The following is a 21,908-nucleotide window of genomic DNA, read 5'->3' as shown; positions in this document are numbered from 1 at the left end:
TTCAGCGCTTGCTGATGCGCGTCGCGCAGTCGGGACGCTTCTTCATTGCTTCACTCAAGGACATTCCGAGGCCGGGTTCCGTCGGCGGCAGCAGCCAGCCGTTCTCGATCACTGGCAACTGCGTGACGAGCTCGCGATAGAACCCGTTCAGGTAAGCGCGCACGACCTCCTGAAAAATTGCGTTCGGCGACGCGAGCCCGAGATGCAACGACGCCATCAACACGACCGGCCCCGTGCAATCGTGCGGCGCGATGGGCTTCTGATATGCCTCCGCCAGTGTCCCGATCTTGCGCGCCTCGCTGATACCGCCGCACCACGAGAGATCGAGCATCACGTAATCGACCGCGTCCGCTGCGAGCAGATCGCGGAACGTGCTGCGCGTCGCAAGCGTTTCGCTGCCGCAGACGGGCACGCCGGAGAGCTTCCTGAAATCCGCGAGCGTCTGCATGCCGTCCATCTTGATCGGATCCTCGACCCAGAACGGCCGGTACTCGCGCAACTCGCGGGCGATGGCGAGCGCCGCCGGTCCGTTCCAGAGCGAATGCAGTTCGCACATCACCTCGATCTTGTCGCCGACCGCACTGCGGATCTTCTCGAACGGCTCCAGCCCGCGCCGGATTTCGGATGACGTGATCATCTGGCCGCCGCTTGCTGGCGCGAAGACATCGAACGGCCAGATCTTCATCGCGGTGAAGCCTTCTTCGATCAGGCTTTGCGCAAGCTCATCAGCGCATTCGACAAAGGCGACCTGATCGTCGTAGCGTTCGGTCACGCGCGTGTCGCCCTTGCCGATCGTGCGCCGTCCTTCGCCGCCCGTGTTGAACGACGTGCCGGCGCACGTGTTGTACGCGCGCATCTTCTCGTGGCACAGACCGCCGAGCAACTGGTGGATCGGCTGCGACATCGCTTGGCCGAAGATGTCCCACAGCGCGATATCGATGGCGGATGCCGCGCGCGTCTCCACGCCCGAGCCGTTGAAGCCGAGATAGCCGCGCAGCAGTTGTTTGCTGTGCGCCTCGATGCGCAGCGGGTCGCGGTTGAGCAGCATCGGTGCGGCGACGCTGTGCACGTAGGCCTCGACCGCCTCGGCGCCGCGAAAGGTTTCGCCGAGCCCGACGATGCCCTCGTCGGTATGAATTTCGATCCAGAAGAGATTGGGCAGCGCGGTGAGCCGCGTCGTTTCGATGGCGGTGATCTTCATGCTCGTGTCCCGGTTGCAAGACGTTCGCGAAGCGCATCGGCATCGCCATGAACGACGTTCTGCAATGCCTCGCCGCGGCGCAGGCGGTTGATGTTTTCGCCAATGAACGCATAGCGGCGCTCGAAAAGGCCACGCGTCCATGCGGCGGAATGCGGCGTGCAGATCGCATTTGGCAGCGCTTCGAAGCGGTGGCGCGCGGGCGGCACGACGTCGTCGGCGGCGATCGGATATCGATACCACACATCGAGAAACGCCGCACCGAGATGCCGCGTGACGAGCGCCTCGTAGAGCGCGTCTTCGTCAACGATGGGCGCGCGCGACACGTTGATCAGCACCGCATCGCGCTTCATCAGACCGAGCGCGCGGGCGTCGATCAGGCCGCGCGTGGCATCGTTGAGCGGGCAGGCGATCGCGATGTAGTCGCATAGCGGATACAGCTCGTCGATCTGCGCCGGCGCGAGCAGGCGGTCGGCGGGCAGGGCGGGCTTGTCCGGCCGCGCGCGATTGTCGATGGCGATCACGCGCATGCCGAACGCGCGCGCTCGCGACGCGATGCATTGCCCGATACGACCGAAACCGATCACGCCGAGCGTCTTGCCGTACAGTTCGCCATGCGGCACGCGGGCGCGATACGAATCGGACCAGCGCTCGGTATCAAACGACGCCTGAAGCTCGCCCAGGCGAATCTCGTGCGTGAGCATCGACAGCGCGACGTATTCCGCAATCGGGATCTCATGCTCGAACGCATTGCAGACGACGGTCGGTTCGCGTAGCGCATCGAAGGCGATGCGGTCCAATCCAGCACCCGGCACATGCAGCAGGTCCACTTCCGGTGCCGCCCCCGCGGGCCGTTGCAGGCGCATCGCGACGAGCACGTCGGCGCCTTCGATCTGCGCGTCGTAACTGGCGTCGTCGGCGGCGGCGACCGGCAGCTTCAGGAATTCAGCGGGCTCGTCGAGCACGACGGCGATCTCGTCGCTGTGCGTCGCGGCCTCTCCAATCATGACTATTTTCACTTCGATGCTCCTTCGGTCGATGCGTTTGAATGAGTGTCCTCGCGCAGTTCCAGCCGGCGAATCGGGCCGACTACGACGAGGTAGCAGAAGATCGCGCCGAACGCGTGCGCTGCCACGTAGACGAGCGCGGCCGCGAACGATCCGGTCCCCTGGATCAGGTAGCCGATCGCGATAGGCGTGACGATGCCGGCCACGTTGCCGATGCCGTTGAAGAGCGAGCCACAGAGGCCGGTGGCCTGCTTCGGAATGACGTCGGCCATCACGGCCCAGCCGAGCGCGCCGAAGCCCTTGCCGAAGAACGCCAGCGCCATCAGCGCGACTACCGCGACCTCCGAGCCGACGTAGTTGCAAAGGACCATCGTCATCGAGAGCACCATGCCCGACACGAGCGGGATCTTGCGGGCGGCCGTCAGCGACATGCCGTATTTCTTCAGCAGACGATCGGAGACATAGCCGCCGAGCATGCCGCCGCAGAACCCGGCGATGGCGGGAATCGACGCGACGAGGCCCGTCTTCAGGATCGACATGTGCCGTTCCTGCACGAGGTAGATCGGGAACCAGGTGAGGAAGAAATAGGTGAGCGTCGTCACGCAATACTGGCCGATCAGGATGCCGAGCATCATGCGGTTCGAGAGGATCTGCTTGAGCTTAGAGCGCGTGTCGCCGCGCGGCTTGACCGATGCGGACGAGCCAGCGGTGCCGCGCGGTTCGTCCAGGTCGATGAGCGCGCCGCCATCGCGGATGTAGGCGAGCTCCGCCTCGTTGATGCGCGGATGCTGGCGCGGCGGGAACATCACGCGCATCCAGATCGCAACCAGTGTCACACCGAGCAGGCCCATCACGAAATACACGTACTGCCAGCCATACGAATGCGTGATCCAGCCCATCAGCGGCGCGAACGCGACGGTCGCAAAGTACGCCGACGACGTGAACGCCGCCGCCGTGAAGCCGCGTTCGCTCGCGGGAAACCACGTCGCGACGATGCGGCTGTTGGCTGGAAACACCGGCGCCTCGGCGATCCCGATCAAGACGCGCAGACCGAACATCGATGCGATCGCGAGCGCAGCGGGCAAGCCGGCGAGCGTGCCCATTGTGAAGGTGAGGCACGACCACAGGAAGATGCTGACCGCGTACGTGCGCTTCGAGCCGAAGCGGTCGAGCAGGCTGCCGCCGGGCAACTGCGCTAGGACGTAGGTCCAGGCGAAGGCGGAGAACATATAGCCGAGCGTCACCGACGACACCCCGAACTGCGCCTTGATCGCGCTGCCGGTGATCGACAGCGTCGCGCGGTCGGCGTAGTTCATCGCGGTCATGAAAAACAGCATGACCATGATGCCGTAGCGCGCTCGGGTCGGCGCGATCGTCGCGCTCATCGAGCGTGCAACATAGCCCGCGTCGATCGTTTTCTCGTTCATGTCTCGTCTCCTGCAATGAGAGCGGAACCTGCGAATTTAGTCATGTAATACGATTACTTTTGACTGAGAAAATCGGGTTGGCGTTGAACCAGCCCGATTAGCAGCAAGTCTACTGGTAGTAATGTAATACGACTACTTTGGTTTACCCCGAGAGCGGATCGAGTGACAGGTGGAGGCGCGGGAGGGCGCTCGCGAATCTCGATATCCTCGAGCGCGAGAACCTCACGCAGAACGCGGCTGAGGTCGGCGGTTACTTGCAGATGCAACTACACGCGGCGTTCGACACGCATCCGCTCGTGGGCGAAGTGCGCGGCGCGGGTATGCTCGCGGCGCTCGAATTCATGGCGGACAAGGACGGCCGCAAGCCTTTCGATGCCCCGCTGAAGGTGGGGCCGAAGGTGTCGGCGGCGGTGCTCGAACGCGGCGTGATCGCGCGCGCGATGCCGCACGGCGATATCGTCGGCTTCGCGCAGCCGCTCGTCACGACGCGCGCGGAAGTGGACGAGATCGTCGGCATCGTCCGTCAGGCGGTCGATGAGGTGGCGAATCAGGTGATCGGGAAGGCGGTGGCGCCATAACGTTTCAAACTTCGCTCGCAATGACAAGGCCCGCATGCAAGGCGGGCCTTGTCACATCGACTTTATCCGCGTGACACGATGCAGTGGCGCAATTCCTGATAACTGCGCAATCCGGCAAGACCGAGTTCGCGTCCGATTCCGCTCAAGCCGAGTCCGCCCCAACTCACCTGCGGGAAGATCAACTGCGGCGTGTTGATCCACACGAGGCCCGCTCGCAGCGCGTTGCGATAGCGGCGTGCAGCGCCGTCGTCACGGGTCACGACCGTTGCCACGAGTCCGTAACGCGTGTCGTTGGCAAGCGCGATGGCTTCGTCGTCCGTTCGAAATGACTTCACGCACGCGACCGGCCCGAACACTTCGTCGGTCCACAACACGTTAGCCGTATTCGGTTCGGCGACTACGACGGGCGCCATGAAAAAACCTTGCGCGCAGGCATTGTCGAGCGCACCGCTGAACGCGATGGTCGCGCCGTCGGCGAGGCCTTGTTCGAGCAGCGCCTGCACACGCGCGCGCTGTGCAAGGGAAACGAGCGGGCCCATCGAGACGTTTTCTGTCTGAGGCGGCGCGATCACGAGCGCGCGCACTGCCGCTTCGAAGATGGCCATGAACTTGCGATAGACATCGTCATGCACGATGACGCGCGAGGTTGCCGAACACATCTGCCCGGCGTTAGTGAATGCGCCGCCTACCGCGAGCGCGACCGCGTGTTCGATGTCCGCGTCGGCGCGCACGATCAGCGCGGATTTGCCGCCGAGTTCGAGCGTGACGCGCTTCATGTCCTGCGCCGCGGCCTGCATGACCTTGCGCCCCACGGCCGTGCTGCCCGTGAACGAGATCTTGTCGACGAGCGGATGCGCCACGAGCAGCGCGCCCACTTCGCCTCCGCCGTTCACGAGGTTCACGACGCCGTCGGGCACACCCGCCGCCGTCATGATCTCCGCGAGAAGATGCTCGACCGGCGAGGTGAATTCGGACGGTTTCAGCACCACGGTGCATCCCGCCGCAAGCGCCGGAGCGATCTTCCACGCGGTCGTGACCATCGGGAAATTCCACGGCACGATCAGCGCGGCCACGCCGACCGCTTCGTACTGGCGCTCGCCCGTCACGGTGTCGTCGGGCAATGCGAGCGTGTCGGCGGCGAACAGCGAAGTGTCCGCGCACAGGTCCGCGTAGTAGTGGAACGTGGCGATGGCGTCGCTCACGTCGGTGTCGGCTTCGAGCGCGGGCTTGCCGCTTACCCTTTGCTGCATCGCGGACAAACGCGCGCGGTCCGCTGCGATCGATTCGGCTATTTTGCGCAGCACGTTGCCCCGCGATTCCGGCGTGCGGCTACGCCATGCATCGAGCGCGGCCCGCGCGGCACGCACGGCACGCACGGCGGCGTCGACTTGCGCGGCATCGGCGTGTTCCTGCCAGCCGATAATTTCGCCCGTCGATGCATTGTGGATTGCGTTGCCGGCTTCGCGGTTCGACGCACCGTAGCGCGTGCCCGCGATCGTCGCGGCCGGCAGCATGACTGAGCCGTCTTCGGGACGTTGCTCGAATTGAGTGGCCATCATTTTTCCTTGCATGGGCTTTGACGATACTTGACGCCTGGCATCACGCAGAGCATCTCGAACGCGAGATTTGCGCCGACGAGCGCCGTCGTCCCGACTTGATCGTAAGGCGGCGAGACCTCGACGAGATCCGCGCCTACGATGTTCAGACCGCGCATGCCGCGCACGATTTCCAGGCCTTGCTGTACGGTCAGGCCGCCCACTTCGGGTGTGCCGGTGCCCGGTGCGAACGCGGGGTCGAGTCCGTCGATATCGAAGCTCAGATACACGGGCGCGTCGCCTACTCGCGCGCGGACTTCTTCCATCAGCGGCGCGAGCGACTTGTTCCAGCACGCTTCGGCTTGCACGACGGTGAAGCCTTGTTTGCGGCACCAGTCGAAGTCGTCGGCGTGGTAGCCCGTGCCACGCAGGCCGATTTGCGTGACCTTGTCGCACTGAAGCAGACCGTCTTCCACCGCGCGGCGAAACGGCGTGCCGTGCGCGATCTTCTGGCCGAACATCGTGTCGTTGACGTCGGCGTGGGCATCGACGTGCACGACGGCAACCCTGCCGTATTTCTTATGCAACGCGCGCAGGATCGGCCAGGCGATCGTGTGGTCGCCGCCGAGCGTGATCGGCCGGCAACCGTTCGCGACGATCGCATCGTAAGCCGATTCGATCAGGCCGATCGAGTCCTTCAGATCAAAGGGATTGGTGGCGACGTCGCCGATGTCGGCCACTTGCAGCGAATCGAACGGCGCGGCGCGCGTTGCCATGTTGTAGGGGCGCAGCAGCACCGATTCCGAGCGGATCTGGCGCGGCCCGAAGCGCGCGCCCGAGCGGTTCGAGGTGCCGATATCGAGCGGCACGCCGACGAAACACGCATCGAGGCCCTCGGTGCTGCTCGCCTGGGGCAGACGCATCATCGTCGCGATGCCGCCGAATCGCGGCATGTCATTGCCGCCGAGCGGCTGGTTCAGTTGGCGCTGCATGGCAGTCTCCCGTCATCGTTATGTGGACGGGGCGATGTTAGGCGAGCGCACTGGCGCGCGAATCACGAAGTGGAAATGTTTACATCGAGACCGTTCTATGTGAACGGGCCCTCAGAGGGTCGGCGGACGGGGGCAAACCTGACCCCACGCGATCAGGTCGCGCTTGGTGCGTACACCGAGCTTCGCGAACGCGCGCTTCACATACGACTCCGCCGTGCCGACCCGCACGCCGATGATCTCCGCGGCTTCGGGCACCGTGCGGCCCGTGATGAGATGCGTGCAGATTTCGTATTCGCGCTTCGACAACAGCACCTGATCGGCGGCGATACGCGCGTCGAATTGCGCGAGCGGATGCAGGAACGACGTGGGATGCGCCACGCGCTTCGCGGCGCTCATCGATGCGTGCAATTCCAGCAGCGGAAACAGGAAATCGCTCACGTTGCGAAAGCGGTTCATTTCGGCGAGTGAGAACGGCGGCGCATCGAGCGAGCGTTCGAGCGCGATGGAATCCTGCGCGTGAGGCGTGCCGCGCGCGAGCACACATTCGTGCGCGATCAGCGCTTCGTCGAAAAGGCGCTGGCGAAATTCGCCGGGCGGTATCGCGCCGATGTCGCGCACCACGAGCAGCGTGCCGATCTTGCCACGAATGCCCGCGAAAAGCGGATCGCTATCGTAGAAGCGGTCGTAGTAGAGCGTCATGACTTCGGAAATGACGCCCGTGTCCATTCCTACGCCGCTGCTGCCGATCCACTCGCAGCGGAAGCCCGTGGGCTTGCTGCGGTCGACGCGCGAGCGCTCGATGTGCACGACGTTGAGCGGCACGACTTCATTGAGAAGCAGCGTGAGGCGCGGCACGAAATCGGGCGTGCCGACAGCTTCGATGACATCGCCGAGCGTCTTGAACGAGAGCGGAAACTCGGCTTGATTGCGATTGAGCGGGGGTACGTTGAGCAGCATGGCGCGCCCCAAAGAAAAGGCGCTCTCATTTTAGACCATGCGCCACATCCCCCGCCAGACGGGGTTTTCAACGGTATAGGTATTTACCCGCAAACGGCTAAACGCTCTTTGTCCCCCCTGCGGGGGGGCATACCGGGGCCCCTTGAGCCGGTAACTTTGGTGCACCGATTCAATTAAAACCAGGGAAGCACATGAGCAAGCTGATTCAGGACATCGCGCCGCTGGGCGAAGGCATTGGGCAGTTCACCAAGCTGGACTACGGCATGGATGAAAGCGACTGGCGCGCCGCCGAGGGACAAAGCGGCAATTACGTGGTCGGCTGGTGGGAAGGCAAGGTCGGTGCGGTCGAATTTCCCGCGACGACCGCTGACGAAGCGGTATGGCTCGTCGAAGGCAAGATCGCGCTGACCGACGTGAACGGCGGTCGCCGCGAATTCACAGCGGGGCAAGGCTATCTTCTGCCGGCCGGCTTTGCAGGCCGCTGGGAAACCATCGAGGACGCGAAGAAGTTCTACATCGTGCTCGAACCGCAGAAATAAACGTTGCAGGCAGCGCCGCTGCCCGCACGCGGCGCCGTCCTTTCAAGCAATGAAATCCATCATGAGCACCTTCGCGCATTGCATGTCGAGCGCCGGTGTCTGCACAGCGCCCGAAGAGGAGGCCCATCATGAATGAAAGCGCCCAATTTCTCGAAGCAGACGTGGCCGCGCGCACGCCCAGCCCGTCGCGCGGGACGCGCCGCGCATCCGTCGAACTGAGTGTCGAAGAAGCGCTCGCTCGCACCAAGCTCTCTCCCTACTGGCTCGACAATTCCGCTGAACCGCCCGCTGAACCGGCGCTCGCGAGCGACACGCGCGCAGACCTGCTGATCGTCGGCGGAGGATTTACCGGTTTGTGGGCCGCCGTGCAGGCGAAGGAACAGATGCCTGAACTCGATGTCGTGCTGATCGAAGCGGGCCGGGTCGCGCATGGCGCATCGGGACGCGCGGGCGGCATCATCTCGACTTCGGTGATGCACGGCTTGCCCAACGCCGTGCGGGTGTTCCCGAACGATATTGCGGAGCTGGAAGAGTTCGGCCAGCGCAATCTCGATGGTTTCGAGGCGACGCTCAAGCGCTATGGCATCGATGCCGACATCGAATGGAACGGCGAGATGACGGTGGCCGTCGAACCCGATCACATCGATCAACTGCGCGCCGATTACGATCTGCACAAGTCTTACGGCCACGACGTCGTGCTGCTCGACGCCGCGGCTACGCGCGAGCAACTCGATTCGCCGCTGTTCGAAGGGGCGCTCTGGTCGCGCAACCGCAGTGGCATCGTGCACCCGGCCAAGCTCGCCTGGGGTCTCAAGCGTGCGGCACTCGCGCTCGGCGTGCGGCTCTACGAACACAGCCCGCTGACGAGCGTGAGCGACCAAGGGTCGACCGTCTTCGTGAAAACGCCCGAGGGCAGCGTGCGCGCGACGCGCGTTCTGTTCGGCAGCGGGACCGCGAAAGTCGGTATCCCCGACATCAACCGGCGCGTTTTGCAGGTGCGCGATCACGTGCTCGCGACCGAGCCGCTCACCGACGAACAACTGTCGCGCATCGGCTGGAAGCAGCGTCAGGGCATCTACGACACGCGCACGCAGCTCAATTATTTCCGCCTCACGAAGAACAACAACATTATCTTCGGCGGCCTCGTGAGCTATCACTTCGACGGCGATCCCAATCCGCAGCGAGACCAGCAGCGTGACACGTACTACCGTCTCGCGGAAGCGTTCTACAAGACCTTTCCGCAATTGAGCGATGTGCGCTTTTCGCACGCGTGGGGTGGCCCGATCGACTACTGCTCACGCGGGTCGGTGTTCGCGAAGCGCTATCTCGGTGACAAGGCGGTGTTCGTTGCGGGCTACACGGGTTTCGGCGTGGCCGCGAGCCGCTTCGGCGCGTTCATGGGTCTGAACATCCTGTTCGACCGCGAAAGCCCCGAGCGCGCGCTCGACATCGCCAATCAAAGCCCAACGTACATTCCGCCCGAGCCGGTGCGATGGCTGGCTGCGAAGGTGACCTTCCACGCGTTCGACGGCGCCGATGCCGAAGGCGGCTGGAAGCGCGCGTGGATCAAGGGCATCAAGGCGATGGGCTTTCCGATGTAATCCACAACGCGGCGTGCCGCGACACGCATCCGGAAGCGTCCGCGCTTCGGGTTGCATCGCGACGCGCCCCCAGCGCGACGTAACGGCATGTTTTCCAATACCTCCGATCTCGACCTGCGCCTGGTGCGTGTCTTTCTCGCGGTGGTCGACGCGCGCGGCATCACAGCCGCCGAAGCGACGCTCGGCGTGCGCCAGTCGACCATCAGCTCACAGCTTGCGGCGTTGGAGACGCGCATGGGCTTCACGCTCTGCGAACGCGGGCGAGGCGGTTTTCGGCTCACGTCGAAGGGCGAGCGTTTCGTGGCGTCGGCGCGCGCACTTGTCGCTGCTGCATCGCAGTTCGTCGCACAGGTGCGCGATATCGACCGCAAGCTCGTGGGCACGCTGTCGATCGGTTTGATCGGCCAGGCGTCGCATTTCGAGAACGCGCGGCTCGCGGAAGCCATCGGCGCGTTTCGCAAGCGCGATCAGGCCGTGCGCTTCGCGATGCACGTGGCATCGCCGCAGGAACTGGAGGAAAGCCTCGTTAATCATCAACTCGATCTCGCGATTGGTTACTTCTGGCATCGCGTTGCGGGATTGTCGTACAGCAAGCTCTTCAGCGAGCGGCAGGTGATTTGTTGTGGACGGGGTCATCCGCTCTTTCACGAGAGCCCCAACGTCACGCTCGACGATTTACGCGCGCACGACTGGATCTGGCGCAGCTATCCCGTGCCCGAAGAACTCGCAAGCATCGGCGAGAGGCGGGTGACGGCGATTGCGGACAGCATCGACGCAGCCTCCGTGCTGATCCTTTCCGGCAGCCATGTCGGCTATCTGCCCGCGCATTTCGCTGAACCGTTCGAGCAGCGCGGCCTGATCCGCGTGCTGGGGCGCAACACGTTCGGCTTCGACGTGCCGCTTCACCTCGCGATGAAGCGCGGCATGAGCGACAAACCGATCATCCGGGCCTTCTGCGAAGACCTTCTCGGTGTCTATGGCACGCGTGACGTCTGCACGAATCAGCCCGAACCTGTAGTCGAGATGTGACTGCCGCCGAACATTGACGGCACCCGTTGTGAACGTTTTGAAAACGCAATATGGCGCCCATTCAAGTGCTGGAAAATCACCGCCAATAAAGACTGCGCCGGCCGGCAAACGTGCTGCAAGCGAATCGCCGGACGACGCCTAATATGGAGCGAGACAACATGGCTGACAACACGAGCATCACGCAAATCGAGACATTCGGTTTCGAGCGCATTCCTGACGCTTCGCGATACGCGCGGCCCATCGATCTGTTCCGCCTGCTGTTCGGCGGCTGCAACACGTTTTCGACTTCGGTGCTCGGCAGCTTTCCGGTTCTGGTGGGACTCTCGTTCGAAGCAAGCATGTGGGCGATCATCATCGGCGTGCTCGCGGGGACCTGCATCCTCGCGCCGATGAGCCTGTTCGGTCCGCGCAACGGGACGAGCGACCCCGTCTCTTCGGGCGCGCACTTCGGCATTCATGGCCGTATCGTCGGATCGTTTCTCGCGGTGTTGACCTCGGTCGCGTTCTTCTCGCTCGCGGTATGGAGTTCCGGTGACGCGCTCGTGGGCGGCGCGCATAGCATGGCGGGCCTGCCCGTCAACGGGTGGACGCTCGGCTCGGCATACATGGTGTTCGCCGTGCTCGTGCTGATCGTGTGCATCTACGGATTCCGCTTCATGCTGTGGGTGAACAAGATCGCGGTGTGGGCGGCGAGCCTCATGTTCATGCTCGGCGCGTTCGCGTTCGCGAAGGCCTTCGACGTGCACTACGCAGGCACGCTTCATCATGGCAGTGCGGGATTCTGGGCCGCGTTCATCGGCGCGATGCTGGTGGCGCTCAGCAATCCAGTTTCGTTCGCTTCGACGCTCGGCGACTGGGCGCGTTACATCCCGCAATCCACGCCGCGCCATCGCGTGATGGGCGCCGTGTTCGCCGCGCAGATCGCGACGTTCGTGCCGTTCTTGTTCGGCCTCGCGACCGCGACGATCATCGCCACGCAGGCGCCCAGCTTCATCAGCTCGAACGACTACGTTGGCGGTCTGCTCGCGGTGTCGCCGCGCTGGTTTCTCTTGCCGATGTGCCTCATTGCGATCATCGGCGGTATGTCGACGGGCACGACCGCGCTCTACGGCACGGGCCTCGACATGTCGAGCATGTTTCCGAAACTCCTCAACCGCGTGCGCGCGACGATGCTGATCGGCACGTTGGCGATCGGCTTCATTTTCGTCGGGCGCTTCGCGTTCAACCTCGTAGAAAGCGTGGCGACGTTCTCGACGCTCATCTGTACCTTTAGCTGCCCGTGGATGGCGATCATGGTGATCGGCTTCGTGCAGCGTGGTGGCTTCTATCTCGCCGACGATCTGCAAGTGTTCAACCGCGGCGGACGCGGCGGCCACTACTGGTTCACCAATGGCTGGAACTGGCGCGCGATGGGTGCCTGGTTGCCGGCTGCGTTTATCGGCCTTGCATTTGTAAATCTGCCGGGACAGTTCGTGGGGCCGCTTGGCGCGCTCGCGGACGGTTGCGATCTCAGTGTGCCGGTGTCGTTCGCCGTGGGCGGTGTGCTGTATCTGGCGATGCTGTGGCTCTTTCCCGAACCCGACTCCGTTTATGGTCCGCAAGGACGCCGCCTCGTGGGTGCATCCCACAAGCGTTCGCACGTTACCGCGCACGTGCCCGTGACGCCGCGCGTGCGCGATCTCGTGGGTAACCGCGAACAGGCCGAGTAACGACGCAGGCTTCAAACCGGGAGCGCGGGTTCTGCGCTCCGCTGGGCGATCTTCGCGCTCGAAACATCCTTTTCTGCATTGACGTTTCCGCAAACTGCCGCGGAGGCAGGGCGCTGCACGCGCTCGAGAAACACATGAACTCAAATAAAACCCTGATTCGCCTGCGTTATTAAAAGGTTGGAGACAAGCTGCATGAATTCGAAAATGGTTCTGGCGGTGGCACTGCTATTCGCGTCCGCCGCCGCGCAAGCGCAAAGCAGTGCCACGCTGTTCGGCGTACTGGATGAAGGTCTCAATCTGACGAGCAATGCTGGCGGGCACAAGGCGTGGCAGATGTCGAGTGTCGATATGGTGACGAGCCGCTGGGGTTTGAAGGGCAACGAAGATCTCGGTGACGGACTGCAAGCGATCTTCGACCTGGAAAGCGGCTTCATGCTGGACAACGGCGCTTCCTACTACAACGGTCGAATGTTCGGATATCAATCATATGTCGGACTGCAATCCGATACGCTCGGGACGCTCACGTTCGGACGCCAGTTCGACTCGATAACCGATGTCATCGGGTTGATGACGGCGAACGGTTACTGGGGTGGCTATCTGTTCTCGCATCCCCTCGATAACGACAATACCGACGCGACGTTTCGTCCGAGCAACTCGGTCAAGTTCACGAGCAACGATTACGGCGGCTTTTCGGCCACTGCGCTGTATGGATTCAGCAATCAGGCTGGGTCGTTCGCGGGTAATCGAATGGTCAGCGCGGGCCTGAAGTACAGGTATGCGACGTTCACGATTGGCGCCGTGTATGAGAACCTGTCGAATCCCGGCGCGACGTCGACGGGTGCCGTGGCCTCTGATGACGCGAACTTCGTCGCGGCCGGTCAGAAGATTTACGGCCTCGGCGCGAGTTATGGCGCCGGACCGGCGACGCTCGGACTTGTCTATACCCATGTGAACGTGCAGCAGCCGGTTTCGTCGGTCTATCTCGGTGATCTCGGGGTGAACAACGCCAGCTTGCGTTTCGACAACATCGAATTCAACGTGAAATATGACGTTCTAGCGGACCTGACCGTTGCCGGCATGTACACGTATACGACGGCCCATCTGAAGCAGGGCGGTGCCGACAGTGCGATGCACTGGAACCAGGTCGGCGCGATGGCTCAATACCTCTTGTCGAAGCGCACCAGCGTATATACGCAACTGGTCTATCAGAAGGCCAGTGGCGGCAATACGGGCACGCCGCTCGATACGGCGTTCATTCCCGGCGCGGCAAGCCCGTCGTCGAATTCGCATCAGATGGTGGCGCGGATCGGGATGACGCATTCGTTCTGATTGCCGCGAAGGTTCGCAGGGTCGTCGGGAATAGGCTGTGCGGACTTTCGGGCACGGACGACTTGGGTCGGCGGTGAGAACGACGCAGATGTGGACGCCGGGGCAAGCGGCGCGAACGCTGCCGTCGTCTCGATAAATATTAGTTTACATAACACAAATTAGCGAACATTTTGATGTGGGGGCTATATCCTAATGTCGTGTTCGGGGGTGCGGCGGATAAGTTGGCCTGCCAGGAGGTAGGTCAACTTATCCGCCGCACCCCCTTTGGGCTCGTTAGTTATGTCCGCTTTCACACCGCATAAGCTATCTGAACGTCAGTTCCCCGGTGCCGGAGGCTTCGTTGGCAGCACGACCGCCGCAAGCTCGTGGACGTGATGCGCATCCGTGCGTTCCTCGACAGCCCGAGTACGCGGATTACGCCGCCTGATCGTCGTCGGGCGCGTCGCTTGGCTTGTCGACGGGGCGGTCGGGCGTGGCGGGTATATCGGTGACATCGGTGCCGGGTTCGTTCTGCGGAATGGTGGACATCGTGTGCTCCTCCTTGTTCGGGTGAGCATTCTGTAGCACTCCGCGGGCCCGAACATCGCGTTTTCGGGTGTTACCCTTGAACGCCCGATCCCGACGTGAAAAAAAATGACAACGCCCACTCTCTGGCCCGCGATCCTCCGACAGACGCAGCACGCGCTCGCCTGTGGCGCTCTGCGTCCGATCGCGACGATCGAGAAGACGATCGAAGACGCGGGCGTGCCGTTTCTCGTTCGGCAGGTATCGAGCGTCGCGCGCAAGAAGGAGGCTCGCACGATGCAAACAGCCGCGCCGTCGAATCCGTTCTTTCCGTGCGATGACAACCTCGTCGTCGCGGATATCGGCGAGCGGCACATCCTGCTGCTGAACAAGTTCAACGTCATCGATCATCATCTGCTGATCGTCACGCGAGAGTTCGAGCCGCAGCAAGCGCTCCTCGACGCCACCGACTTCGACGCCCTCTTCGCGTGCCTTACGCAAATCGACGGCCTCGGCTTCTACAACAGCGGCCCCGAAGCCGGCGCGAGCCAGCCGCACAAGCATTTGCAGATCGTGCCGTTGCCGCTCGGGCGTTCAGACTCCGCGCTGCCGATCGAACCGCTTCTCGCGGCCGCTTGCTCCGGCACGGTGCCCGGCCTGCCCTTCGCGCATGCATTCGCGCGGTTGGATGCAACGGGAAAAAACGCGCTGGAGCAATACCAGGCGCTAGTAGAACCCTTACAGCCGATGCCCTACAACCTCCTCTGCACGCGCGACTGGATGCTGCTCGTGCCGCGCTCGGTGTCGCAAGTCGAGGACATCGCGGTCAATGCGCTCGGTTTCGCAGGATCGCTTTTCGTGCGCGACGAGGCCCAGATGCGCAACGTCGAGCGCCTCGGGCCGATGAACGTACTGCGCCGCGCGGGCATCGCGCCCAGTCGCTGAAAAAACCCATCTTGAAATAGCCGTCGCCGCCCCGCAACTCGGTATCCATTTTTCCGGAGCCCGACCATGGGAAGCCGTCCCCACTTCATCGACGATCTGTCGCGGGGCGTGCCGGACGAGAGCCAGCCGCTCGCGCTCGACGACCACGCCCTCCTCGACGCCTATTCCCGCACGGTCATCGGCGCGCTCGCGCGCGTGAAACAGGCCGTCGCCTTCATCTCCGTCGAGCGCAGCCTGCCCGGCGACACGCGCGGCCGCAGCGCGCGCGGCGGCACGGGCTCGGGCTTCATCTTCACGCCCGACGGCTTTCTGCTGACGAACAGCCACGTCGTGCACGGCGCGACGCAGATCCGCGTGACGCTCGCCGACGGCACCAGGTTCGACGCCGATCTCGTCGGCGAAGACCCCGGCAGCGACCTCGCCGTGCTGCGCATCGGCTCGCCCGAACCGTTGCCGCACGTCGAACTGGGCGACTCGGGGCGCCTTGCGGTCGGACAGATCGCGATCGCGGTCGGCAATCCGCTCGGCCTCGCGCAGACCGTGACGACAGGCGTCGTATCGGCGCTCGGGCGGTCGCTGCGCTCGGAGTCGGGCCGCATGATCCCAGACGTAATCCAGACCGATGCCGCACTTAATCCGGGCAACTCGGGAGGCCCGCTCATCAACTCGGCGGGACAGGTGATCGGCGTGAACACGGCCGTGATCCAGGGCGCGCAGGCGATCTGCTTCGCGATCGCGATCGACACCGCCAAGTGGGTGATCATGCAGATCTTCGCGCACGGCCGCGTGCGGCGCGCGTACATCGGCGTGGCGGGCACGACCGTGCCGGTTTCGCGGCGCAAGCAGCGCTACTTCGGCCTCGAGTCGGAGAGCGGCGTGCACGTGATGGAGATCGTCAAGGGCAGTCCGGCGGCGCTCGGCGGGCTGCGCACCGACGACGTCATCGTCGCCGTGGACGGCCTCGAAGTGGACAGCGTCGATGCCTTGCAGCGCACGCTCGATGCTTCCCGTATCGAGCGTGCGGTGAACGTCGCCGTGCTGCGTGGCGTGCAGAAGCTCGATCTCATCGTGACGCCGGTCGAACAGGCGTCCTAGAAATCGCGCGGTCCGGCCGCATGCCCGCGCCCGTTCGATGAGCCCGCCAGCCGTTCGAGCAGCGCCGACGCCTGCCGGACGACCGAGTCGGCGGCATCGGGCGAATTCATCAGCGCGTGGATGCGCTGGCGCCAGTATTCGCGCTGCATGACGGGATTGTGCGCGCCTACGCCGTGCCAATGCGCGGGCACGCGCTCGAGCTCGACGATCATCCTCTCGATGTGAGCCAGCTCTTGTTGCTGGAACGCTTCGACGCTCACATGTCCTCCTTGTCCGCGCATCCGCGTGCATGGTCCGCACACGCCTTGGGATGCCTGTCGATAAAACCAGCGCGCGAACGATGCCCGTTTGATAAACGTAAGGCGCAGCGGTTTTATTCCATTCGAGAGGAACGTGCGAATCGTATGAGAGATTGTGTGCGGTAGCAGCCAGTAGCGGCGACGGCGCTGCGGCTTAATGCAAGACATGCAGCGCGACACAAAAAAGCCGCTGCTGAAAGAAGGGAAAAGGCCCTAACAAAAGGATTGCCATGCCCATGCAAACAGACTGCCCGTCGTCCACGCGCGAAGCGTTTCGCTGCACCGGAAAACAACTTGATGACATCGTCCGCTTTGCCGAGGAACGCGGACTCGAACACCAGACCTTGCACGACGTCGTCGCGCAATGGAGCCGGTCTCAGCCAGCTTTAGCCCGGTCGTAAAGACCTTCGCTCACTGCGCTCGCAGCACGCGTTCCCTGAGCACCCAGATCGCGGTCGGCACCGCGTAGTACCCGCTTACGTTTCCAGTGACGAGCTTGCCCGTCAACTGGATGCGCGCGTTCTCGGTCGGCGTGGTGTCGATGATCTGGACGAGCGATACCGTGCTCTGTTGTCGCTGGCCTTGCGTGGCCGAAGCGGATTCGACGCAGACCGGGCTTGCGAGCGACAGCACCCAGACGGGCTTCGCGGTGGCGCTTGCGTCGCTGGCTGCCTGTCGGGCGGCCTGACGCGTCGCCGTGCCTTCGAGCGTGACGACGTCGCCATCGGAATAACAAGGGGCTGCTGATGCAGACGCCGTCAGCAGCAAGAGTGCATAAGCGCAGGCTTTCGCTGTCATTCCAACCTCGCGACGGGGCGGCCAGGGGCTGAAGACGTCTTCATGTGGCACTCATTGGAGCTTAGGTGATCGGCAGTTTAGCTGCAACAGGGCGCCGAATGCATCTGCCGTCGCTATTCCCTTTGCTTTAGAACGATCGTCAGGCATTTTCTTCGGCCTATCTTTAATCACATCGATTCGTTCATTTACCCAGATGGCGGGAATGCGCGTTGCTGTCAGTTATATGAAGAAAGGCCGCGGTAAAAAAATGTTCGACGAGAGCCGCGCCCATAACTCGACACCCGTGGGAGGGAGAGACGATGAACCAGGTGATAGTGGGAGTTTTCGCATCGTATCGGGATGGACACGAGGCGCTGCGCGCGCTGCAACTGGCGGGCCTCAAACGTGACGACGCCCATCTCTACCGCGCGGGCCATGCCGATACCGCAATCGACGACGACACCTTTGCAATCCATGAAACGCATCGCGAGGACGATGCCGAATATGCAGGACACGGCGAACATCAGGGCGTGACCGGCGCAAGCAACCGGTTCTCCGCCGCCAGCGTCAAGCTGCCCGAAGCGCTTACCCGCGATGACACGCAGACGCCCGACTGCCGCGAACGCACGCTGCTCGTGATCAAACTCAGCGACGACATCAAGGCCGCCGCCATCGGCGAGGTGCTGCACGAGCACGGCGCCGTCGCGGTGAAGGACGGCTCCGGTCACTGGCGTTTTTCGCCCTATCGAAGCACGGCTCGAACGCCGCGCTGACGGTGGGGGTTATCTGCTCAGTGCAGATCGGGACTTCGTTTCACGGTATCGATCGAATGCGGGTCGCTCGTTGCATCGGAGGCTTCGGGCGACTGCGCGGCATCCGCGTCGGCCTCGTTTTCCGCGAGGCGCATGGCTTCCTGGGTCGCCGTATACCGCAATGCCCTGCAATGCGCCGCATGCCGCATGTCCGCAAGCATCCGCACGACCTGACGCGTCCTGGTTCTCATCGCAGCCTCCCGCAACATCATCCGATTACTTGAGATTTCACTTTAAGTGTAGGTCGCAAATACCCGGAGGAGTAGCCTATTTCGCAAAATAGCAACACGGTCGAGCCGATGTAGGCGAGACTCGCCCACGATGGCTTCGGAACCCGCGCGCCACTACGGCTCAGGCGGTTTTCACCGGCTGATAAACCGTAATTGAACAATAGCGCTGACGTGCCGCCGGGTCCGTGCGCCGGTGCTCGTTCCTCTTCGCGAGTACGTTCGATTCATCACACAGCGAGCGAAAACGACACGCGCGCCTGGCGCCTTGCCTCATCTGCGAGATCACCGGACAATCGCCGGGTGCGCCGCTGAAGGCGCAGCAACGTGCGCTGCAAGGGAGAGCAGATTGACGGACAAGACATGGCAGCGATAGAGGACGGCCGCCCGCGCTTCAGGATCGACATGGACGGCCCCGGCGCCGGCATCGCGATCATGATCCTGACGACGGCTGCGTTCGCCGCCAGCGATTCGACGGTAAAAGTGATTGGCGTGACCGTGCCGCTGCTCGTGCTGCTCTGGGTGCGTTACCTGTTCCAGATGATCGTGCTCGGCACGTGGCTCGCGCGAGCCGGTGACTTCGCCTCGTTTCGCACCGCCAGCGTCAAGCTGCAAGTGCTGCGCGCCATTCTCCTGCTCACCAATTCGGCATGCACGTTCGCGGGACTGCGCTTTCTGCCGCTGCCCGTCACGACTTCGCTCGCCATGATGGCCCCGCTCATTTCGACGATGCTCGCGGCCACGCTCCTGAAAGACGACGTTCCCCGCAGCAAGTGGGCGATGGTCGTGCTCGGATTCATCGGCATGCTGCTCGTCGTGCGGCCAGGCGGCACGGCGTTCACATGGACCGTGATCTTTCCGATCGCCGCCGCGACGACCTTCGCGTGCTTCCAGGTCATATCGAGCCATCTGTCGCGCACCGAGGACCCCGTCACGACGAACTTCCTGACGGCGCTCGTCGCGACCATCGTGCTGTGCGTGCTCGTGTGGATGGACCAGGCCGAGACGATGCCTGCGATCGCGCAAGTGAGCTTCGGCACGTGGACCCTCGTTGCCCTGATGGCGACGATGGCGACCCTCGGGCAATCGCTGATGCTGCAGGCGCTAAAGCGCACGCCGCTCTCTGTGCTGACGCCCTTCGGCTATGCTCAGCTTGCGTTCGCTGCGTTTTTCAGCTGGGCGGTTTTCGGCCAGGTGCCCGACAAATGGATGGCGATCGGCATGGCCGTGATCGCGGTGAGCGGTATCGGCACGGTACTGTTGCATGGACGGACGCAGCAGCAGGTCTAGCGCCGTGACTTACGCACTGCACGTTCAAAGGAGCATCACATGGACACGCGTTCGATTCTGGGCATGCTTCACGCGGAAGAATCCCTGCTGGTTTCCATCGTCCGGTCGCTCTCGCCGGACGTACGCGACAAGATCGTCGGCGACTTCCACGAACAGGCCGCGATCGCCGAAACGTCGCATCTTCTGACCACCGATCGTGAAACGAGCGACGCGTTCAAGGCGCACGTCCGACGCCTGTCGAACGTGCTCGCGACGCTGTCCTAGAGGCCTACGCTTTCGACGCGCGGCGCCGCTTGCGACTGCCCGGTGCAGAGCCAGTGGACGTCGACGTCGAGCGTCCGCGCGATACGGTTGAACGCGTGCAGCGGCGGAACGGTGATGCCGCGCCGCCAGAACTGGACATCGTCTTCGCTGACGTCGAGCCAGTTCGCGGCCTTCGCCGAACTGACACCTGCCTTCTGCATGGTCCTGTCGAGTCGCGCCGCGATGGCGCGGCGGAGTGCGTTGTCCTCGTGACTGCGTTCCAGGTGTCCGAGGGTTTGGGAAGTTCGCCCCATTTTGCGTAATGTCTCTCGATTTATATTTATGCCATTGAGCGCTGACTTGCCGCCCAATGAAATACTGACTGCTCACGATGACTGCATCGTGACATGCTTGTTTAAATACCAGTTAAGGACCGGCTGCGTCGGAGGCCGATTAATGAGGCACTTGCTGCAGCGCATGAATTTTCGATAACCGATTTTCGGCTGTCAAGAGTGAAAGCCGTTTGAATGCCCGGTTTCGACGTAAGTGTTTACGCGGATCGATTCTGCGCGCGTCAGTATTCATAAGGCTTGGAGCGCAGTTTAGCATTCAGGCCCTGAACGCCCGTGCGACAAGCCACAGACGGCATATATAACGAACGGACGTTATTAAATATTCGTTCGTTTCATGAACATTTGTGCACCCTGGTCATTAGCAATCTGCAGTCAAGCAGGGAAAACGCAATTGACACGGGCAAATTAATCCCTAGAATGTCTCTTTTCGCTGCGCCGCAACAAACGCAGCTACAAACAAAGTAGACCATCACTTTTCTCAACCTGGAGTTTACAGATGAGCAGTCTTGCCCCCGAGCAAATCGTCGCATCACAGAAAGCGGGCTTCGACACCTTTTACGGTCTCGCCGCCAAATCGTTTGAAGGTTTCGAAAAACTGGTCGGGCTGAATGTCCAGACCGTGCGTACGTCGCTTGCGGAAAGCCAGGAACTGGTTGGCAAGGCACTCTCCGTGCGTGACCCGCAAGAACTGATCGCGCTGCAAACGAGCCAGGCTCAAGCCGGCGCCGAGCGCTTGCAGGCTTACTGGCGCGACGTGTACGCCGTCGTGAACGGTACGCGCAGCGTGTTCGCCGCCGCCGCCGAAGCGCAACTGAAGAAGTCGCAGGACGACGCGCAAGCGTACGTCGACAGCATCGCGAAGAACGCACCGGCTGGCAGCGAAGCCGTCGTGACCGCGTGGAAGTCGGCGTTCGGCGCAGCTGCCGAATCGGCGAACTCGGCGTACGAAGCCGCCAAGAAGGCCGCGAAGGATGTGGTCGAGGCAGCGGAAACGAATGCGAGCGCCGCATCGAAGAGCGCGACGCAACTGGTCGCCGCCGGCAAGGCCGCGAGCAGCAAGAAGTAATCAGCGCGCACGCGCCAATAAAAGCGAGCCTCCGTGCTCGCTTTTTTTACGGCCCCAGATTCTCCAGCACCAGTTCATGCGATCGCCCGATCCACACCGCGCGATCGCGATGATCGACCAGCGCGTCGCCGGTATTCGGATGCAGGAACACGTCGAGGCCGTCGCGATTGATCGCCAGCCACTCGACGACCTCCGTGAGCCGCGCGCTCCCGAACCCCAACTGATACGACCACATCGGATGCGGTCCGACGGGCCGCTCGTGAAAGCGTCCCATCGTCAGGGTGTCCGCGAAATGCGCTTCGATCGCTTCGCGCAGTTGCCACGCGGCATCGCGCGTCGTGGCATCGAAGTAGATGTGTGCGTGCCAGCTCGCGATTTGCGTCATTCCAGGCCTCT

General features: G+C 62.9%; 22 protein-coding genes and 1 pseudogene. 12 read left to right on the top strand and 11 right to left on the bottom strand.

Annotated elements, in window-relative coordinates:
- Nucleotide 1: 1 nt before the first annotated feature.
- From AWB65_RS07020 to AWB65_RS07010, 3 genes are read right to left on the bottom strand one after another with little or no spacing between them, the layout of a single operon-like run.
- Nucleotides 2-1,201 (bottom strand): mandelate racemase/muconate lactonizing enzyme family protein, encoded by a 1,200-nt coding sequence (locus tag AWB65_RS07020; RefSeq protein ID WP_087666449.1) that lies wholly within the window; start codon nucleotides 1,199-1,201, stop codon nucleotides 2-4.
- Nucleotides 1,198-2,217, bottom strand: coding sequence for a 2-hydroxyacid dehydrogenase (locus tag AWB65_RS07015; protein WP_087666448.1), 1,020 nt, complete (start codon nucleotides 2,215-2,217; stop codon nucleotides 1,198-1,200). The genes AWB65_RS07020 and AWB65_RS07015 overlap by 4 nt, the downstream gene beginning before the upstream one ends.
- Nucleotides 2,214-3,590 carry an MFS transporter gene (locus AWB65_RS07010; protein ID WP_087666566.1) on the bottom strand — a complete coding sequence of 459 codons (1,377 nt, stop codon included), beginning with the start codon at nucleotides 3,588-3,590 and terminating at the stop codon, nucleotides 2,214-2,216. The genes AWB65_RS07015 and AWB65_RS07010 overlap by 4 nt, the downstream gene beginning before the upstream one ends.
- A gap of 227 nt (nucleotides 3,591-3,817) precedes the next feature.
- On the opposite strand from AWB65_RS07010, the pseudogene AWB65_RS07005 reads away from it, so the two are divergent.
- Nucleotides 3,818-4,210 (top strand): annotated as a pseudogene (locus tag AWB65_RS07005) (aminotransferase class III-fold pyridoxal phosphate-dependent enzyme); the annotation flags it as partial.
- Between the two features lie 62 nt (nucleotides 4,211-4,272).
- Here the strand turns inward: AWB65_RS07005 and AWB65_RS07000 are convergent.
- The 3 genes from AWB65_RS07000 to AWB65_RS06990 all read right to left on the bottom strand — a co-directional run bounded on the left by AWB65_RS07000 (nucleotide 4,273) and on the right by AWB65_RS06990 (nucleotide 7,694).
- On the bottom strand, nucleotides 4,273-5,766 hold the full coding sequence (locus AWB65_RS07000) for an aldehyde dehydrogenase family protein (RefSeq protein WP_087666447.1): 1,494 nt from the start codon (nucleotides 5,764-5,766) through the stop codon (nucleotides 4,273-4,275).
- Nucleotides 5,766-6,737, bottom strand: coding sequence for an agmatinase (gene speB, locus AWB65_RS06995; protein WP_087666446.1), 972 nt, complete (start codon nucleotides 6,735-6,737; stop codon nucleotides 5,766-5,768). Before speB ends, AWB65_RS07000 begins: the two co-directional genes overlap by 1 nt.
- A 111-nt stretch (nucleotides 6,738-6,848) precedes the next feature.
- Nucleotides 6,849-7,694, bottom strand: a complete 846-nt coding sequence (locus tag AWB65_RS06990) for a helix-turn-helix domain-containing protein (RefSeq protein WP_087666445.1) — start codon at nucleotides 7,692-7,694, stop codon at nucleotides 6,849-6,851.
- Between the two features lie 191 nt (nucleotides 7,695-7,885).
- On the opposite strand from AWB65_RS06990, the gene AWB65_RS06985 reads away from it, so the two are divergent.
- From AWB65_RS06985 to AWB65_RS06955, 7 genes are all read left to right on the top strand, one after another.
- Nucleotides 7,886-8,233: a cupin domain-containing protein gene (locus AWB65_RS06985; RefSeq protein WP_087666444.1), complete on the top strand. Its 348-nt coding sequence runs from the start codon at nucleotides 7,886-7,888 to the stop codon at nucleotides 8,231-8,233.
- A gap of 128 nt (nucleotides 8,234-8,361) precedes the next feature.
- A complete protein-coding gene (locus AWB65_RS06980) occupies nucleotides 8,362-9,834 on the top strand; it encodes an NAD(P)/FAD-dependent oxidoreductase (protein WP_235007531.1) in 1,473 nt (490 codons plus the stop codon).
- Between the two features lie 87 nt (nucleotides 9,835-9,921).
- Nucleotides 9,922-10,863, top strand: coding sequence for a LysR family transcriptional regulator (locus AWB65_RS06975; protein WP_087666443.1), 942 nt, complete (start codon nucleotides 9,922-9,924; stop codon nucleotides 10,861-10,863).
- 158 nt (nucleotides 10,864-11,021) lie between these two features.
- Nucleotides 11,022-12,572 (top strand): purine-cytosine permease family protein, encoded by a 1,551-nt coding sequence (locus AWB65_RS06970; RefSeq protein ID WP_087666442.1) that lies wholly within the window; start codon nucleotides 11,022-11,024, stop codon nucleotides 12,570-12,572.
- A 192-nt stretch (nucleotides 12,573-12,764) separates the two neighbouring features.
- Nucleotides 12,765-13,901 (top strand): porin, encoded by a 1,137-nt coding sequence (locus AWB65_RS06965; protein WP_087666441.1) that lies wholly within the window; start codon nucleotides 12,765-12,767, stop codon nucleotides 13,899-13,901.
- Nucleotides 13,902-14,534: 633 nt separating this feature from the next.
- The gene (locus AWB65_RS06960; protein ID WP_087666440.1) at nucleotides 14,535-15,350 is read left to right on the top strand and encodes an ATP adenylyltransferase family protein; all 816 of its coding nucleotides are present in this window, start codon (nucleotides 14,535-14,537) and stop codon (nucleotides 15,348-15,350) included.
- A gap of 66 nt (nucleotides 15,351-15,416) precedes the next feature.
- Nucleotides 15,417-16,445, top strand: a complete 1,029-nt coding sequence (locus tag AWB65_RS06955; protein WP_087666439.1) for a S1C family serine protease — start codon at nucleotides 15,417-15,419, stop codon at nucleotides 16,443-16,445.
- On the opposite strand, the gene AWB65_RS06950 is transcribed toward AWB65_RS06955, so the two are convergent.
- Both AWB65_RS06950 and AWB65_RS06945 read right to left on the bottom strand, forming a co-directional pair.
- Entirely contained in the window at nucleotides 16,442-16,705 is a 264-nt protein-coding gene (locus AWB65_RS06950; protein WP_087666438.1) for a hypothetical protein, read from the bottom strand. The genes AWB65_RS06955 and AWB65_RS06950 overlap by 4 nt on opposite strands.
- A 450-nt stretch (nucleotides 16,706-17,155) precedes the next feature.
- Nucleotides 17,156-17,542, bottom strand: coding sequence for a hypothetical protein (locus AWB65_RS06945; RefSeq protein ID WP_087666437.1), 387 nt, complete (start codon nucleotides 17,540-17,542; stop codon nucleotides 17,156-17,158).
- Between the two features lie 299 nt (nucleotides 17,543-17,841).
- Between AWB65_RS06945 and AWB65_RS06940 the strand changes: the two genes are divergently transcribed.
- A complete protein-coding gene (locus AWB65_RS06940; RefSeq protein ID WP_087666436.1) occupies nucleotides 17,842-18,294 on the top strand; it encodes a hypothetical protein in 453 nt (150 codons plus the stop codon).
- A gap of 17 nt (nucleotides 18,295-18,311) precedes the next feature.
- Here AWB65_RS06940 and AWB65_RS35450 read toward each other — a convergent pair whose 3' ends face one another.
- Nucleotides 18,312-18,524 carry a hypothetical protein gene (locus tag AWB65_RS35450; RefSeq protein ID WP_125474077.1) on the bottom strand — a complete coding sequence of 71 codons (213 nt, stop codon included), beginning with the start codon at nucleotides 18,522-18,524 and terminating at the stop codon, nucleotides 18,312-18,314.
- A 399-nt stretch (nucleotides 18,525-18,923) separates the two neighbouring features.
- On the opposite strand from AWB65_RS35450, the gene AWB65_RS06935 reads away from it, so the two are divergent.
- Nucleotides 18,924-19,850: a DMT family transporter gene (locus AWB65_RS06935; protein WP_025527748.1), complete on the top strand. Its 927-nt coding sequence runs from the start codon at nucleotides 18,924-18,926 to the stop codon at nucleotides 19,848-19,850.
- A 39-nt stretch (nucleotides 19,851-19,889) separates the two neighbouring features.
- Entirely contained in the window at nucleotides 19,890-20,114 is a 225-nt protein-coding gene (locus tag AWB65_RS06930; RefSeq protein ID WP_087666435.1) for a hypothetical protein, read from the top strand.
- Here the strand turns inward: AWB65_RS06930 and AWB65_RS06925 are convergent.
- Nucleotides 20,111-20,314, bottom strand: coding sequence for a helix-turn-helix domain-containing protein (locus AWB65_RS06925; protein WP_235007530.1), 204 nt, complete (start codon nucleotides 20,312-20,314; stop codon nucleotides 20,111-20,113). The two genes, AWB65_RS06930 and AWB65_RS06925, sit on opposite strands and share 4 nt — an antisense overlap.
- A 628-nt stretch (nucleotides 20,315-20,942) precedes the next feature.
- Between AWB65_RS06925 and phaP the strand changes: the two genes are divergently transcribed.
- Entirely contained in the window at nucleotides 20,943-21,512 is a 570-nt protein-coding gene (phaP, locus tag AWB65_RS06920) for a TIGR01841 family phasin (RefSeq protein WP_087666434.1), read from the top strand.
- 46 nt (nucleotides 21,513-21,558) lie between these two features.
- Here the strand turns inward: phaP and AWB65_RS06915 are convergent, their stop codons facing one another.
- Nucleotides 21,559-21,897 carry a DOPA 4,5-dioxygenase family protein gene (locus tag AWB65_RS06915; RefSeq protein WP_087666433.1) on the bottom strand — a complete coding sequence of 113 codons (339 nt, stop codon included), beginning with the start codon at nucleotides 21,895-21,897 and terminating at the stop codon, nucleotides 21,559-21,561.
- Nucleotides 21,898-21,908: the final 11 nt, after the last annotated feature.

It is taken from the genome of Caballeronia humi (genome assembly GCF_001544475.1).
GTDB lineage: Bacteria > Pseudomonadota > Gammaproteobacteria > Burkholderiales > Burkholderiaceae > Caballeronia > Caballeronia humi.
Note: the sequence above shows the minus strand (reverse complement) of the source record. Positions and strands in the feature narration are given on the sequence as shown.